At 45.1% G+C, this 14,342-nt stretch carries 17 protein-coding genes; 8 read left to right on the top strand and 9 right to left on the bottom strand.

Annotated elements, in window-relative coordinates; genetic code table 11:
• The first annotated feature begins 2 nt into the window (after positions 1 to 2).
• Genes BP688_RS08935 through BP688_RS08925 form a run of 3 tightly spaced genes read left to right on the top strand, consistent with a single transcriptional unit; the run spans position 3 to position 1,143 of the window.
• Positions 3 to 446, top strand: a complete 444-nt coding sequence (locus BP688_RS08935) for an Lrp/AsnC family transcriptional regulator (RefSeq protein ID WP_290595977.1) — start codon at positions 3 to 5, stop codon at positions 444 to 446.
• A complete protein-coding gene (locus BP688_RS08930) occupies positions 446 to 718 on the top strand; it encodes a DUF7521 family protein (RefSeq protein WP_290595978.1) in 273 nt (90 codons plus the stop codon). Before BP688_RS08935 ends, BP688_RS08930 begins: the two co-directional genes overlap by 1 nt.
• Positions 715 to 1,143 (top strand): hypothetical protein, encoded by a 429-nt coding sequence (locus tag BP688_RS08925; RefSeq protein WP_290623985.1) that lies wholly within the window; start codon positions 715 to 717, stop codon positions 1,141 to 1,143. The genes BP688_RS08930 and BP688_RS08925 overlap by 4 nt, the downstream gene beginning before the upstream one ends.
• Here the strand turns inward: BP688_RS08925 and arcS are convergent, their stop codons facing one another.
• A complete protein-coding gene (arcS, locus tag BP688_RS08920; RefSeq protein ID WP_290595979.1) occupies positions 1,144 to 2,733 on the bottom strand; it encodes an archaeosine synthase subunit alpha in 1,590 nt (529 codons plus the stop codon).
• On the bottom strand, positions 2,720 to 4,168 hold the full coding sequence (gene tgtA, locus BP688_RS08915; RefSeq protein ID WP_290595980.1) for a tRNA guanosine(15) transglycosylase TgtA: 1,449 nt from the start codon (positions 4,166 to 4,168) through the stop codon (positions 2,720 to 2,722). The genes arcS and tgtA overlap by 14 nt, the downstream gene beginning before the upstream one ends.
• A gap of 71 nt (positions 4,169 to 4,239) precedes the next feature.
• Here tgtA and prs point away from each other — a divergent pair, with 71 nt between their 5' ends.
• Positions 4,240 to 5,097, top strand: coding sequence for a ribose-phosphate diphosphokinase (prs, locus tag BP688_RS08910; protein WP_290595981.1), 858 nt, complete (start codon positions 4,240 to 4,242; stop codon positions 5,095 to 5,097).
• 24 nt (positions 5,098 to 5,121) lie between these two features.
• A complete protein-coding gene (gene hisG / locus BP688_RS08905; RefSeq protein WP_290623987.1) occupies positions 5,122 to 6,036 on the top strand; it encodes an ATP phosphoribosyltransferase in 915 nt (304 codons plus the stop codon).
• A gap of 3 nt (positions 6,037 to 6,039) precedes the next feature.
• Here hisG and BP688_RS08900 read toward each other — a convergent pair whose 3' ends face one another.
• Together BP688_RS08900 and BP688_RS08895 are read right to left on the bottom strand one after the other, a co-directional pair.
• Complete coding sequence (locus BP688_RS08900) at positions 6,040 to 6,450, bottom strand: type II toxin-antitoxin system VapC family toxin (RefSeq protein ID WP_290595983.1); 411 nt, start codon at positions 6,448 to 6,450, stop codon at positions 6,040 to 6,042.
• The gene (locus BP688_RS08895; RefSeq protein WP_290595984.1) at positions 6,417 to 7,640 is read right to left on the bottom strand and encodes a translation initiation factor IF-2 subunit gamma; all 1,224 of its coding nucleotides are present in this window, start codon (positions 7,638 to 7,640) and stop codon (positions 6,417 to 6,419) included. The genes BP688_RS08900 and BP688_RS08895 overlap by 34 nt, the downstream gene beginning before the upstream one ends.
• 175 nt (positions 7,641 to 7,815) lie before the next feature.
• On the opposite strand from BP688_RS08895, the gene BP688_RS13520 reads away from it, so the two are divergent.
• Both BP688_RS13520 and BP688_RS08890 read left to right on the top strand, forming a co-directional pair.
• Positions 7,816 to 7,959: a helix-turn-helix transcriptional regulator gene (locus BP688_RS13520; RefSeq protein ID WP_349677311.1), complete on the top strand. Its 144-nt coding sequence runs from the start codon at positions 7,816 to 7,818 to the stop codon at positions 7,957 to 7,959.
• A gap of 85 nt (positions 7,960 to 8,044) precedes the next feature.
• Positions 8,045 to 8,476, top strand: a complete 432-nt coding sequence (locus BP688_RS08890) for a hypothetical protein (protein WP_290595985.1) — start codon at positions 8,045 to 8,047, stop codon at positions 8,474 to 8,476.
• Between the two features lie 30 nt (positions 8,477 to 8,506).
• Here the strand turns inward: BP688_RS08890 and BP688_RS08885 are convergent, their stop codons facing one another.
• Complete coding sequence (locus BP688_RS08885; RefSeq protein ID WP_290624602.1) at positions 8,507 to 9,088, bottom strand: acetate uptake transporter; 582 nt, start codon at positions 9,086 to 9,088, stop codon at positions 8,507 to 8,509.
• 1 nt (position 9,089) lies between these two features.
• Positions 9,090 to 11,069 carry an acetate--CoA ligase gene (acs, locus tag BP688_RS08880; protein ID WP_290623989.1) on the bottom strand — a complete coding sequence of 660 codons (1,980 nt, stop codon included), beginning with the start codon at positions 11,067 to 11,069 and terminating at the stop codon, positions 9,090 to 9,092.
• Positions 11,070 to 11,297: 228 nt separating this feature from the next.
• Between acs and BP688_RS08875 the strand changes: the two genes are divergently transcribed.
• Positions 11,298 to 11,825, top strand: coding sequence for a ribbon-helix-helix protein, CopG family (locus tag BP688_RS08875; protein WP_290595988.1), 528 nt, complete (start codon positions 11,298 to 11,300; stop codon positions 11,823 to 11,825).
• On the opposite strand, the gene lonB is transcribed toward BP688_RS08875, so the two are convergent.
• From lonB to BP688_RS08860, 3 genes are read right to left on the bottom strand one after another with little or no spacing between them, the layout of a single operon-like run.
• Positions 11,826 to 13,691 carry an ATP-dependent protease LonB gene (lonB, locus tag BP688_RS08870; protein ID WP_290623991.1) on the bottom strand — a complete coding sequence of 622 codons (1,866 nt, stop codon included), beginning with the start codon at positions 13,689 to 13,691 and terminating at the stop codon, positions 11,826 to 11,828.
• Positions 13,692 to 13,724: 33 nt separating this feature from the next.
• Positions 13,725 to 14,111 (bottom strand): helix-turn-helix transcriptional regulator, encoded by a 387-nt coding sequence (locus tag BP688_RS08865; protein WP_290595990.1) that lies wholly within the window; start codon positions 14,109 to 14,111, stop codon positions 13,725 to 13,727.
• A complete protein-coding gene (locus BP688_RS08860) occupies positions 14,108 to 14,332 on the bottom strand; it encodes an LSM domain-containing protein (RefSeq protein ID WP_290623993.1) in 225 nt (74 codons plus the stop codon). The genes BP688_RS08865 and BP688_RS08860 overlap by 4 nt, the downstream gene beginning before the upstream one ends.
• Between the last annotated feature and the right edge of the window lie 10 nt (positions 14,333 to 14,342).

Genomic DNA, 14,342 nt, shown 5'->3' with positions numbered 1-14,342 from the left:
ACATGGATGACAAGGATATGAAGATAATTGCAGAACTTGTCAGGGATGCTCGAACAACTCTCTCTGAACTCTCTGAAATTCTTGGAATGTCCATTTCGAGCATACACAAGAGAATTAAGAAACTTGAGAGTGGGGGAGTTATCGAAAAGTATTCGGCAGTTATCAATCCTGATAAGTTTGATTCGGTAACAGCCTTTTTGCTTATCAGTGCTGAAGATACAAAAAAGGTTTTTGATGAGATAAAACAAGCTAAGGACGTTGTTGAGGTTTACAAAACCCTCGGGAACTTCAGTATGGTGGCGAAGGTTAGGAGTAAAAATCTCGATAGGATTGGTGAAATAACCTCGAAAATTTCCGCAATAGAGGGTGTTATGATGGTGGAATGTATTGTAACGACCAGAAGACTAAAGGAGGAGATTTGGACACCTGATCTGGAGGTGGTATGATGTATGACTACTATCAAACACTTATCTTGGTTTTGGCAGCGATATACCTTCTGATTGGTGGCGGATTCATAATATACATTTACGACTCATATAAGAGGACGAAACAGAAATTCATGCTTTACCTTTCCGTGGGGTTTTTCTTCCTGATCATTGGAGCAGCTTTGCCTGTTCTAAGCTACACAGTGGCGGTTCTTGATAGAAGCACGGTAGTTGTCGCAATTTTGTTACAGATTGCTGGTCTTTCGACAATATTCTATTCGGTCGTAAAATGAGGGGCGAAAAGCTAACCAAAAAGTGGAGGCTGATCAAACTCTCCAAAATGCAGAGGAGCGATTTTGCTCCAAGGTTTATTGAGGAGTGTCTAAACTCTGTTGAAGGCATCTCAGAAATGCTTTACAGATATTCTGTCGGATATGGTATTGAGAAGGGCAAGGAAGTTAGGAGAAACATTGCTCTGAAAACGTTCGATGATGTGGCTGAGTTTCTCGGGATGGTCACGGGTGTTACTGTAGATAAAGGGGATGACGTCGCTGTTTACTCAGGCTGCCCGGCTTACGCGATGACCGACGTCAAAAGAAATGAAGTCTGCAGGGGATTCGTCGAGGGTTTTTTCAAGGCCTTCAACTTGGATGTTGAAGTGGAGTTGAGTTGTGGGGAGGCTTGCAGGATAAGGGTGAGGGTGAAGGCAGGTAAATAGCTATACTGGATACTTTCTTTTCACACGAACGGCAATACCTTTCTCACTCTCCACCATTTCTCCCCCGCTCATAGCCGCTATTCCAACACCAAGAATGCTATTGCTGGTGAAAACGACGACATCGTTTGGTCTAATGTTTTCATCCGCTTCAAGGACTCCAGCTGCGAAAATCGTATTTGTGAAGTCGAAGTCCGCGATTTTAACAGTGTATATGCCCTTATCGAGCAAGATTCTGGCAATCTTTTCGTAAATGTCGAGCATACCATACCTGACATCCACTCTTGCAACTCTTTCTTTCCCTTTGAGCATCTCGATCTCAGGATATTTGCCCGAATATCTGCAGTTCCGGTATTCAATATCAAACTGGTATCGGAGCATGTGGTCGAAAATTCGCTCGTAGAGGTCGAACCCTTTTAATCCCGCAACCTCCTCCCTCAATCTCTCCATTGATCCCTCTCCCAATATGCCATCCTCTACTGTGTAAACCACCTCGATCTGTAAGTTCTCAAGTGCCCTCTCTACAACCTTTCTGTATCCTCCCTCCACATGCGCCACGACTTTTCTAAATCCTCCCTTCTCTATGAACCTTCTGAGCCACGAGGCCACGAAAGCTATCTCATCCTCGCTCCAGTGTCCGGTTACCGGTGTGTCGTAGTTGATAGCGGGGTAAGTAAGCTCGAACTCTCTCGGAACTACAAGGGGAGAAGAGATTATAATTTCGTTAACGTTAATCCTGACCCTGCTCCTTATGTGTCTGTGAGTTCTTGAGGTGAGATAGGGCTTTCTCGCGGTGCAGGGTAGAAGAAGAACCGTATCCGTTACCGGTTTGTAGCATTCAAGTGCTCTGTTGAGAAAGTAGCTGACCTCAAAGCGATTTGCACTTTCCATAGCTGAAAAGTGGCATCTGGACTTTTTGAACCTTGAAAAATACTTTTTATCTCCGTAGCTGTCAGCGACCCTCAAAACGGCTGTCATCTCAGGATGAAGCTTCACCTTCGCCTCAACGTAGTTCCTCAACTCCTCTCTCTCAATGAGATGCCTGCACTTCTCGACTTCAAGTTTCAGCATTTCCGTGTTGTGTCCAGCGGCAATCTCGTAAATTTCGTCTCTGCTTAGATCATTTAGCGACCGACTTTTACAGTACTGGCAGCTGCACGGAAATTTTTTGAGTTTGAAAACATTCATCTCAATGTCACCGACGAAGTAAAGGCCGCTATATGCTTTTGCAATTGCAAGAATGTTGTCAACGATATCTGCTCCAAGATAGAACAGCAGAGCAACATTTGAGGTTGTTGCAGCAGCAACGGCGTAAAGAGGCTTTGTTGATCGCTTTTCCTCGAAGGCTTGAAGGATTTGGCGAGGAGACAGGACATTTAAACCTGTCAGAACACTTATTTCTTTTTCTATTGGTTTCAAACGCTCATAAAGTGTTTCCGAAATGAACCTTAGAGCATAAGGAGCCTTTCCAAAATCCACTTGAAGTTCCGGTTTGCCGTTAAACTCAAGCAGTGTGGGTGTATTCAGGACTAAATTCTCAGTCTTTATTTTGCCAATCCGCGAGTATCCATCTCTTTTCTCAGGATAGAACATTCAGCTCACCGTTGGGTGGTAGGTCTTTCAGGTAGCTGACCCAAATCTCCGAAACGTATATCCTGAATTTTTTATTTGGGTTGTTTTTAAGAAGCTTCAGTAGGTTCTCTGCGGCAGATTTTATAGCTTCTGTTTCAATAAAATCTTCGTCGGGAATCTCCGCATGACCAGCGGGATATGTTTCAAGCATCTCAGCAGGGACTGGGCCGAAGACAGGTCTGAGGTATAAATCTGCCAGCATGCCGAAATCGGTTGAAATTACAAGCACATCCTTCTCCCACTCGATGTTGAGCAGGGCATTGCTATGTCTTCTGACTGCCGGCCTGTAAATGCTGTCCAGACCAGTGTAGAGGAACTTTCTCTTCATCTTCGGATCATACCTCTCCATAAGATCAGCATACTCTTTTATGAGTCTCCATCCTGCGAGAAGGTTTGGATGCGCCCTCACTCTCTTCTCGACGAGTTCAAATAACGAGTTCTCCTTTATAGCCTGCTTTATCGTGTCTATCTCCTGAAAGCTCACATATAGGTTGTGCTGGGCGATGAGCTTCTCTCTCTCGCTCTTTTCCATCTTTCTGAGCTCTTCAGGGCTGTATGATGAGCAGATGGGGCACTTGCACGGAAAGTAGTTCATCTCGGAAAGCTTCTTTGTGCCGTAAACCGTCAGATATCTATCGTCCTTGGCGTAAAGGGCGTAGGCCGCTGAATCGAATAGGTCACAACCCAGTGCAACTGCCATTGCAAACAGCATAGGATGACCGCAGCCAAACAGATGAATGGGTTCAACGCCGATAACACTCCTGACCTCAAGAATTATCCTTGCAAGGTCTTTAAATCGGTAGGCATCCATCAGTGGCACGACTGCACCAATTGGATAAATATCACCACCAATTTTCTTGGATTCTTCAGCAGAAAACCTCCTGAGATCAGGATGAGTTGAGCCCTGAACTGGTAAGGCGAGTAGCGATTCTGAATCTGAAAGAAGCATCTTTGCCTCCCTTTCTCTCTCGAGCGTGATTTTGAGGTCATTTGATGCCGTGCCTCTTTCAGCATCCGGAGGGGTTGGAATGTCAAGGGGAACTACGATGTCTGAGCCAATAATCTTCTGAAATTCAACAATTTCGGCGTTTGTTATCTCAACATCCCCGTAGACCATGAGCTGGTAGCTTCCACTATCAGTCATAACCGGCATGTTGATATCAAGTATTCTGTGAATTCCCTTTTCGATGGCTTCATCTCTCATTGTTCTGTATATTATGTAAGAATTTGTGATTACAGCCTCAGCTCCAAATCTCCTCATCTTGTCTGAGGGGATGAAGGGGATGTTGGGATTAATCACGGGGAGAATTGTGGGGGTTTCTATCCTTCCGTGTGGAGTGTCAATTCTGCAAATCCTTCCCATTGCATCCTTGTCAATTATTTCGAATTTCTGCATTAACTCAGGGATTGTTGGAGGGATGATAATACTTCCGATGGGTATATTTACATTCACAACCACGAAAATACATGCCAGTGCTTGTTGCCGGAACGAATGGTGTTATGGCACTCAAGGTTACCAAAATAACTGGATTTCCCATCTGTTACTCTCAAATTGACCGGTATCCTGACGGTGAGAAGTATTTTAGGTTTGCGTGTGATGTTAGTGGAGAGGATGTCATAATTTTTAACTCCATGCACCCGAATCCAGATGAGATTCTTTTTGAAACCATCCTGATTGCCGAAACAGCATACGAGAGCGGTGCGGAATCGGTAAGCTGCGTTTTTCCATACTTTGCCTACGCCAGAAATGCTGAAAGTGTCAGAGGAGAAGCCACACCGATCCACGCCATTGTAAAAATGCTCAAAAATGCTGGCATAAAGAGGATATGCACGGTTGACTTCCATCTGCAAAAGAATGTTTTTGGAATTGAGCATACTGATATCTCAGGGATGGAAAAACTCGCAGAATACTGTCTTGAGGAATTTTCAGACAGCTTTACAGTCATAGCCCCCGACGAGAAGGCAGTATACTGGGCGAAAAAATTTGCTGAAAAGTCGGATAGTGAGGTAATAGCCCTTCGAAAGATAAGAATAGATGCTGAAAATGTGATAATTGATCCGGTAAAGCTTGTCCTTGGAGGGGATGTGGTTATTGTGGATGATATAGTTTCAACAGGAGGAACAGTCTGTCAAGCAGCAAGAATCGCGAAGAAGGCGGGATGCAGAAGAGTTTTCGCTGCCTGCACCCACGCAATTCTTGCGGGAGATGCTATGATGCGCATCCTCGAATCCGGGATTGAAGGTGTTGTTGCGACCGACACAATCCTCAGTCCCGTCAGTCACGTGAGCGTTGCCGAAACTATTGCTGCTGCACTAAATTTTTAAAACCCGCCTGATATCCCATAAGGCATGAATGAGAGGGTTAAGGTTTACTTTCCTGACGGTCATCTCGAAAAGCCCATATGGGATGCTCTAACTACGGCAGGCTACAGGTTAAGCAAAAGCGAGAGAGGTTATCTTATAGATGTTGATCACCCCAACCTCATATTTAAGCAAGTTAGGCCGCAGATCATGCCCTTTTATATAGAAATGGGGAAAGGTGATGGTGGAATAACTGGAGAAGACATCCTTGAAAACTGGGTGCTCAAATCCGATTTGCAGAATGTTGAGGTTCTTGAAGAATTACCACTAAGACCGACGAAGCTTGTGGCAGCTATTTCCGAAGAAATATATCCAAATGTAAAGACAATCGAGGACTTCAAAGCAGAGGTGGGAGACAAAAGGGTCTTCATAGCGTCCGAATTTCCAGAAATAGCGAGGAGATATGCCGAAAAACACGAACTTAATGCTATTGTTTTCGACCCGATAGGGAAAACAGAAGCCTCTCTCCTTCCACCTATGCCAGAAGCAGACCTTATTATAGAGGTTACAGAGTTCGGGACGACGTTAAAGGAGAACATGTGCAGGATCATTGATGTTGTCATGGAAAAGGTTCATTCGGTCTTTATAGTGAACAGGGACTCGATAAAGGAGGAGGAGAAGAGGAGAGTTATGGAAAATCTCGTAACGGATTTGAGAGAGGTAATAGAGTCGAGAAATCTCGTTAGCCTATACTTCAACGTTCCAGATGAGGAGGACCTTAAAAGAATAATTGGTTACCTCACAGATAGAGGCTTTGATCCCACAATATCTCCGCTTGCTAAGGGTGGTGCTGCGGTGCACATAATCATAGATCGCTCGCAGGTAAAGTTCCTGAAGCCCATTATGCGGGACATGGGAGCGAAGAGAATAGCCACCTCCCCTGTGATAACCTTTGGTGATTGAGGTTTATAGTATCTCGACCACGACCTTTCTATCTCCCTTTAGATAGCCGAGGGGTATCTTCTTAGCCTTAGCTCTTTTCTTCAGCATCTTATCGTTTGTGATGATTGCACACCCAAATCTTTCAGCGGCTTCAATGAGGGATAAATCTCCCCTGCTTTCAGTCTCTACAATTTCAAAACCGACACTTTCAATGAGCCTTCTTGCAAACCTTGCTGCAATCTTCTCTCTACCCTTTAAATTCCTTTCAAGCTTTTCAAGTTCGCTTAACACACTCTCAGTGATAATGAACTTGCAAATACCGTAATCTCTCAGCTGAGAAATCACATCAACTTTGTTTAAGTAGATATACATGAGAACGTTGGTGTCAATTACAGCGCATCTTACCTTATTGTTCCTGAACCTATCAGTCTCCATCTACTCCCTACTCTCCTGCTGATGGCGACTCTCGACCCTGTCTCAGCACACACGGGCCTTCTGAGATTGACTTCAACAACGTCGTCTCTTGCTGAAGTAACGACTCCGAGTGTTATTGCTGTGCCAACAGCGAGCATGAGGGGCTCATTCATTTTTATCTTGTCAACCTCCATTTCCTCGTCGAGCCCGACAACTCTATCAAGCAGTTTTACTTCCATTGTAAAACTCGTCAGCACATCCGGAAGCTCATTTGGGTAGCCTATAACATTTCCAACAAGAGCATCGCTCTTGGTTAAGCTCGGGTCGAGCTTCGTTGCAACACCAACAAGCCCTCCTGGCGTCGCCTCCTCAACAAATCTGCCAGACGCGACGATGCTCTGCACCTCTGTTACCAGAGGCGACCACTTCCCCCTGTCATCCTTTATTCCCGGCCGTATTTCTATCTCGTCCCCAACCCCTATCTTTCCTCTCAGCAGGCTACCTCCCAAAACACCGCCAAGCAGCTTTTCAGGTGGAGTACCGGGCTTGTTGACATCGAAGCTCCTTGCAATGTGCATCAATGGTGGCGAGTCGAAATCCCTCTCTGGAGTCGGTATGGTTTCTTCGATTGCCTCGATTATTGCATCTATGTTTACCTTCTGCTGGGCTGAAATTGGAACAATTGGCGCGTTTTCAGCAATTGTCCCATTAACAAACTCTTTTATCTCCTCATAGTTTTCAAGAACTCTCTCCTTGCTTACAATGTCTATTTTGTTCTGGGCAATGACGATCCTTTCAACGCCGATAATCTGCAGCGCCATCAAATGCTCTTTGGTCTGGGGTCTCGGGCATTTTTCATTTGCAGCAATCACAAGCACTGCCCCATCCATTATTGCAGCACCGCTGAGCATCGTTGCCATGAGCATCTCGTGTCCGGGGCTATCAACGAAGCTAACTGTCCTGAGAATTTCTGTTTCCACGCCATGAACCGGACAGACTTCCTCAACAGTATACGCCTGAGGAGGTTCACATTCTGGGCATTTGCGGAATGTAGCATCTGCGTATCCGAGCTTTATTGATATTCCCCTCTTTATCTCCTCACTATGTCTATCAGTCCAAACTCCACTTAAAGCTGCAACAAGTGTGGTTTTACCGTGATCAACGTGACCAACGAGACCAATATTAACTTCTGGAAGTGGAACTTCACCCATAGACTCAATTTTAGGGGCATGTATTTAAATTTTGAGTAAAGTGTTAAATTAAAACGTTTAATCGTCACTGTAATTTTACAGAAACTAACCTCGATCTATGCTTGCAGTTGCTTTTTCAGCCTTTTTAGGAAAATTATTCATCTAAATGAGAGAAAAGTAGTCGAATCAAAGCGAAATTGTCGCAAGAACCAAGCTGAGCCATGCAACTGTATCGAGGACACTCACAAACCTCGAATCACGGAACATTGTTGTGAGGTATCAAGATGGAGTGCAAAAAGTCGTTAAGCTGAGTGATGACATTAAGTCGAAGTTACTATGACTGCCCTCGATCAGACCGCGTGGTCAGGATAAAGTAATACTCCGTCAGCGATAAAAATTTAAAGTCGAACCCATTCTTTCCGAGTGTGAGAAATAATAGCAGTGGTGTATCCTCTATAATAGGTGAGGTACTGGCTATTCTCGTTACAGTTGCAATTGCCGCTTTAGCCTACACTTACGTTACTGGCTCTGTAATAAAACCGGAGAACTTTCACACCTCCAAGTTGTTTCTTGCCGAAGCAACGGGAGACGGATTCAGGGTTACATTTCACGGTGGGATAGATTTAGGGGAAATTGTGGGGATTAAAATCGTTGTAAACGGTGAGGAATTCGTCAACTACTCGTCGAAACCTAAAATAGGTGACACGTGGGTGTTTGAGGCTGGACAGTGTCCACAGGGTCCGGGTGCTTTATCGAAAGTTTTCAACCCGCATTATGGGAAAAATGACGACCACCTTGTTATTGTAGGCGAGTTCAGTGATGGATACAAAGCCGTTCTGGTTGATACCTATGTCTGATTGTTTTGCCGCCTTTAAAAAATAGTTAAGTCAGAGTGGAGCGACCGTTCTTCCATACACATCATTTAACACCTGAGCGAGAGCAGTGTAGATTGCTGAAAATCCACATATCACTCCTTCATAACCAGCAATCTGCTTTATAATGATGTTTCCTGTGGCGTCAGCTATAGCGAGCAGGAAGAACAGTATCGTCAGGGTTGCAAAAACGAATTGTAATGCTTTGTTTAGTTTAAGTGTACTCAAAAACATCACTGCGGTGAATAGTCCCCACATGAATAGATATGCTACCATTGCACTGCTCTCTGGAGCACTTCCCAACCCCAAATTCGGCATTACTATTAGACCAACCAGTGTTAGCCAGAAAAGCCCATAGGATGTAAAAGCTGTTGTTCCGAACGTGTTTTTCTTTTTCCATTCCATAACACCTGCAATAATCTGTGCCAGACCCCCATAAAATATGCCCACGGCAAGAATCATTGTTCCGAGGGCGAAGAACCCTGCATTATGCAAGTTCAGCAACACCGTCGTCATACCGAAACCCATCAAACCAAGGGGAGCAGGATTGGCTGTGATATCTTTTATTACCAGTTCCTGTATCTCTCTTTGCATCATATCACCCGTAGTACTCATCTCCCGTGACAATTTTCTTAACAATCTCCACAGCTTCTGGATTTGCGAGCGTCGAGATGTCTCCTGGGTCCTTACCCAGCATGACAGCTCTGCAAACTCTCCTCATTATCTTGCCACTCCTCGTCTTTGGTAAATCTGGAACGAAGTAAATTTCATCTGGGCGAGCAATTTTCCCGATCTCCTTAGCAACGTGCTCCCTAAGCTCCTCCTTTAGCTCCTCAGATGGTTTGTGTCCTTCTTTGAGAATCACAAACGCAACTATCGCCTCTCCCTTTACCTCATGTGATTTGCCAACAACAGCAGCCTCACTCACTGCTGGATGGCTGACCAAAGCAGACTCAACCTCGCTGTTGCCAATCCTGTGCCCAGATACATTCAAGACGTCATCCAGTCTTCCCTGTATCCAGAAGTAGCCGTCTTCGTCAACTCTCGCAGCATCTCCGGTGAAGTAAATATCCCTGTAAGTGCTCCAGTAAGTTTTTATGTATCTCTCCTCAGCCCTCCATAGCCCACGAAGCATGGCTGGCCATGGCCTCTTCAGCACGAGATACCCGCCTGTATTCTTCTTGTAGAGTGACTCGCCTTCTGGAGTAAAGACGTCCGCTTCAACCCCTGGAAACGGCTTTGTTGCTGAACCGGGCTTCAGTGGGGTTGTTGGCAGAGGTGATATAAGTTGCATCCCCGTCTCCGTCTGCCACCACGTGTCCATTATCTGACATCTCTCGTTTCCGATGTACTTGTAATACCACACCCACGCTTCTGGATTTATTGGTTCACCAACAGTTCCGAGAAGTCTTAAACTGCTCAGATCATGCTGCTGAGGCCACTTCTCTCCAAGACGCATGAACATCCTGATTGCGGTTGGGGCGGTGTAGAATACAGTAACACTATACTTCTCTATGATCTCCCACCACCTGTCGGGCTTTGGATACAGCGGAGCACCCTCGTACATTATGGATGTGGCCCCGAGGATGAGGGGGGCATAAACTATGTAACTATGCCCGGTAATCCAGCCTATGTCGGCAGAACACCACCAGATGTCGTCCTCCTTGATGTCGAAAATCATCTTCAATGTTGAGGCAACGCCCACTGCATACCCCCCATGGGCGTGCATAACTCCCTTCGGCTTTCCTGTCGTTCCTGACGTGTAGAGGATGAACAGCAGGTCGTTTGCGTCCATCACCTCAGTCTCACACTTGTCACTATGCTCTTCCGTAATTTCATCCCACCAGACATCTCTACCTTCCTGCATGTTTGTGCTGTTCCCACATCTCTTGTATACAATAACATGTTCCATACTTGGTGCTTGGCTGAGAATGGTATCAGCCCGGTTCTTCAACTCAACAACATTACCTCCCCTATAGAAGCCATCGGCAGTAATGAGAATCTTAGCCTCAGCGTCCTGAATTCTGTCCAGCAAGGCTTTTTCACTGAAACCTGAGAAAACGACTGAATGAATCGCCCCAATCTTTGCACATGCTAACATGGCTATGGGCAGTTCGGGAATCATCGGCAGCCATATTGAGACTCTGTCTCCCTTCTTAACTCCAAGCTCCTTCAATGCATTGGCAAACCTGTTAACTTCTCTGTAGAGCTCGGCGTATGTTATCTTTCTCACATCTCCCGGCTCACCCTCCCAGATGTATGCAATCTTATCACCTCTCAACTTCGCCTGCTTGTCAACCGCATCATGCACTATGTTATACTTAGCCCCTACAAACCACTTTACATAGGGCGGGTTCCACTCCAGAACTTTCTTGGGCTCCTCAAACCACTCTATTCCGACTTCCTTTGCCATTTCGCTCCAGAACCATTCTGGATTTTCCAGAGCCCTCTTTCTTAACTCGTCCTCGTCTTTAACTCCAATTTTATCCATGAAACGCTTGATGTTTGAGTTCTCTACGAGCTCCTTTGGAGGGTAAAATACCCTCCCCTCACGGAGCAAACTCTGAATTGTCTCCATAACACCACCAGTAACTGGTTAAATTATCAATATTTAAATTTATTTATGATTAACAAATAAGGATGTTAAAAAATAGCCAAATCAATCGTAAGATTGCAGTTGACTGTTTTCCAGCCTGTATCTGGATAATAATTATACGTAAACTTGCCTGTAGTTGTGCAAGAATATTACTGCTCTGCAATTTGCATATCGAAAAACTAATTAACAAGATTTTTACAAAAAAATCAAATGGTTGAAAGATTGAGTATATCAATTGATGATGAATCGAAGGAGAAACTTGAGAGGTTGAAGGATAAAACGAGAAAGGGTACAAGCGAGCTTATTAGAGATCTGATTGATTTGGGGTATGAGATTTACCAGACTGGAGTTGATACTGAATCTCTTAAAGCTTGGATTGATTATCTGGCGAAGAGGCAGCATATGATTCTTGACATCGAGCATTGGAGGGTTATATTCAACGAGCTTGAGAGAGTTGACAGCAATGATTTCTGGAAGCAAATGGAGGAGATTGGGCTGAGCCACGCGTTGCAGTACAAAATGAAGGGGCTGGACACCGTGGAGAAGATTCTGCGTTATGTTGAGAAGGCAAACTGGTATGAGATTAAAGAAGAGAAGAGGGGAATTTACACTCTAATCCTCAATGATCTGAAAATTAAAAGGTTCGTCAAGGTCTTTCTGGAAAAGGTTTTTGAGGGCCAGGAAATTAAAGCAGATATAAAAGAAGGTTTTGGAAAATTGATTGTGGTAGAAAAATAGTCACGCTACCGCAAGTGCAAGTTCTCTGAACTTGTTTATCAGCTTCTCCTTCTTCTCACCCTCAACAAGCACGTGCTCAAGAACTTCATCTATCCTCGAAACGGGTATAACCTCTATCTTACCCTCGTGCTCCGCATCGAGCAGAACATCGTCGAGGTTATCTCTGGGAATTACCACCTTCTTCAGTCCCGCCTGAATCGCTGCCTCAATTTTCTGCGTAACCCCGCCTACAGGCAGAACTTCGCCCTTGACTGAAAGACTGCCAGTCATGGCAACTGACTGATCAATCGGAATCCCTTCAATTGCCGAAATAACGGCGGTTGCAACGCTTATACTTGCTGAATCTCCTTCAACGCCTTCGTAGGTTCCAACAAATTGAATGTGGACATCCATACTTGAAATGTCCCTTCCAGTGTATTTCTTGATTATAGCCGAAACGTTCATCACCGCCTCTCTCGCAATCTCCTGGAGTCTTCCGGTGGCTATAACTTTTCCTTCGGATTTGCTCATTGCTGGCGTAACCTCGGCGATTATGGGCAGCACGATGCCCGCAGACTCTCCAATTACCGCCAGTCCATTAACCCTTCCAACCTCGTAACCTTCAGTCAGGAACAGCTTGTAGTCCTTCCTCCTTTCGATGTACTTATCAGCAAGTTGCTCCTCTATAGTTTTGGCAATTTTCTTGGCCATCAGGACATGCTCCAGCCTGACAATATCCGATCCCTCACTTTTCGCTATATCTCCCGCAGTCCTCACTAACCCACCAAGCTCTCTTAGCCTGAGGGTTAGATGGTTTCTTCTTCCCGCTCTCCTCCTCGCCTCCTTGATTATTTCCGCTACCGCGTATTTGTCGAAGTGTGGAATCTTGCCGTCCTTCACAACTTCCTGAGCAACGAATCTAACCAGCTTCTTCCTATTTTCTTCCGTATCGGGCATTGTGTCGTTCATATAAATCTCATAACCGTAACCCTCGATTCTGCTCCTCAGGGCGGGATGCATACCCATGAGAGCATCAAGATTTCCTGCAGCAACCAGAACAAAATCGCATGGCACAGGTTCAGTCCTCACCATCGCTCCACTGCTTCTTTCACTCTGTCCAGTAATGGGGAACTTTTTGTCCTGTAAAGCCGTGAGCAATTTCTGCTGGGATTCAATAGTGAGCGTGTTTATTTCGTCAATATAAAGCACACCTTTATGTGCTCTGTGAATTGCTCCCGCCTCAACTCTTTCATGAGCGGGAGTCTCCAAACCACCGCTCTGGAATGGATCGTGCCTGACGTCACCAAACAATGCCCCAGCGTGAGCTCCAGTAGCATCTTCAAAGGGAGCAGTTGTTTTCTCGGAGTTGTCAACAAGTAACTTGGGAATGTTTCTGTCCTCCCTCGGCATGAAGTACCGGGAGAGCATGAGAATTAGGACTGCGGCGATTATGCCCCAGATCAGGTTTTTAATGTCTATCAGAATTGTGTATCCTACAACAAGGAAGACGAGCGTAAATATAATAAAGTTTCTCGCCTGAACCTTTTTCATCGCCTCTTCTTTGTAGGCTTCAACGATTTCCCGCCCTTTGCCCGCAGGAACGAGTCTTATTCTCGGCTGGTTTGGGTCTTGCGGGTTGGGATAAACGAGTATGTCTTCAAGTTCCTCTTTGGGCAAAAGTTCTGCCATTGCCTTTGCAAGCATAGATTTGCCCGTTCCGGGTGAGCCTATGAGCATGACATGTCTTTTTTGAACTGCAGCTTTTCTAATAGCCTCCACTGCATGATCCTGGCCTATAACCTGGTCTATCAACCTTTCTGGGACAGTAACCTCCTTCGTTGATTCGAATTCCAAGCCACCGAGGAGTTCAGCAATTTCGTCACTCATTCCTAACCAAATAGTTCAAACATATTAAAATATCTAACTCAACATTCTGCATCTCCCCAAAAACCACACCTCAAGCTTCAAACATTTCTCAGCCTCACAGTCAGTTTCAATACAGGCAAAGCAAGGTGGAAGTCTTGCAACCTCCTCCATTCTGCTTAATACTGCCTTGAGATCAAGTTCCTCCTCCTCTTCCACTTCCTCTTCTGCACCAGCAGGAATTATCTTGAAGGTCTTAACTCCATCAACGACAACTTCGACTCTCCTTATCAGCCCCTCTTTCTCCAGCTTTCTTAAAATTCTGGAGCATTTGCTGCTATCAATATTCAGCTCCTTCCACAAATCCTTCTGTAGAACAGCTCCTCTTTCCTCGAGTATTTTCAGGATTTCCTCCCTTGTGTCTGTTATCTGAAAGTCTGTCATTCTTCTTGTGGTTGAATCAACACAACGTTGTTTCCTCTAAGCACTATTTCACCTAAGTTTCTAACTTTCTCTTCTCCTTTGTATTCCATTGCATTTGTGAGATAGAGGTTCATGTAGTCATCTACCCCCTCAAGCCTGCCAACCAACTGGCTCTCTTCGCCTTTCATTTCAACCTTAATTATTTTTCCTATCATTGACTTTACCATCTGGTTTGGAAGCACCACTATCACC

The sequence above is a fragment of the Archaeoglobus sp. UBA230 genome (assembly GCA_002507545.1).
Classification (GTDB): Archaea; Halobacteriota; Archaeoglobi; order Archaeoglobales; family Archaeoglobaceae; genus Archaeoglobus.
The sequence above is the reverse complement of the archived record's forward strand: the minus strand, read 5'-3'. Positions and strand labels throughout refer to the sequence as shown.

What these genes read in the sequence shown, in the direction of transcription:
- BP688_RS08935 (WP_290595977.1), top strand. Translation starts at nt 3, where the DNA reads ATGGATGACAAGGATATGAAGATAATTGCAGAACTTGTCAGGGATGCT.
- BP688_RS08930 (WP_290595978.1), top strand. Translation starts at nt 446, where the DNA reads ATGTATGACTACTATCAAACACTTATCTTGGTTTTGGCAGCGATATAC.
- BP688_RS08925 (WP_290623985.1), top strand. Translation starts at nt 715, where the DNA reads ATGAGGGGCGAAAAGCTAACCAAAAAGTGGAGGCTGATCAAACTCTCC.
- arcS (WP_290595979.1), bottom strand. Translation starts at nt 2,733, where the DNA reads ATGTTCTATCCTGAGAAAAGAGATGGATACTCGCGGATTGGCAAAATA.
- tgtA (WP_290595980.1), bottom strand. Translation starts at nt 4,168, where the DNA reads ATGCAGAAATTCGAAATAATTGACAAGGATGCAATGGGAAGGATTTGC.
- prs (WP_290595981.1), top strand. Translation starts at nt 4,240, where the DNA reads ATGCCAGTGCTTGTTGCCGGAACGAATGGTGTTATGGCACTCAAGGTT.
- hisG (WP_290623987.1), top strand. Translation starts at nt 5,122, where the DNA reads ATGAATGAGAGGGTTAAGGTTTACTTTCCTGACGGTCATCTCGAAAAG.
- BP688_RS08900 (WP_290595983.1), bottom strand. Translation starts at nt 6,450, where the DNA reads ATGGAGACTGATAGGTTCAGGAACAATAAGGTAAGATGCGCTGTAATT.
- BP688_RS08895 (WP_290595984.1), bottom strand. Translation starts at nt 7,640, where the DNA reads ATGGGTGAAGTTCCACTTCCAGAAGTTAATATTGGTCTCGTTGGTCAC.
- BP688_RS08885 (WP_290624602.1), bottom strand. Translation starts at nt 9,088, where the DNA reads ATGATGCAAAGAGAGATACAGGAACTGGTAATAAAAGATATCACAGCC.
- acs (WP_290623989.1), bottom strand. Translation starts at nt 11,069, where the DNA reads ATGGAGACAATTCAGAGTTTGCTCCGTGAGGGGAGGGTATTTTACCCT.
- BP688_RS08875 (WP_290595988.1), top strand. Translation starts at nt 11,298, where the DNA reads ATGGTTGAAAGATTGAGTATATCAATTGATGATGAATCGAAGGAGAAA.
- lonB (WP_290623991.1), bottom strand. Translation starts at nt 13,691, where the DNA reads ATGAGTGACGAAATTGCTGAACTCCTCGGTGGCTTGGAATTCGAATCA.
- BP688_RS08865 (WP_290595990.1), bottom strand. Translation starts at nt 14,111, where the DNA reads ATGACAGACTTTCAGATAACAGACACAAGGGAGGAAATCCTGAAAATA.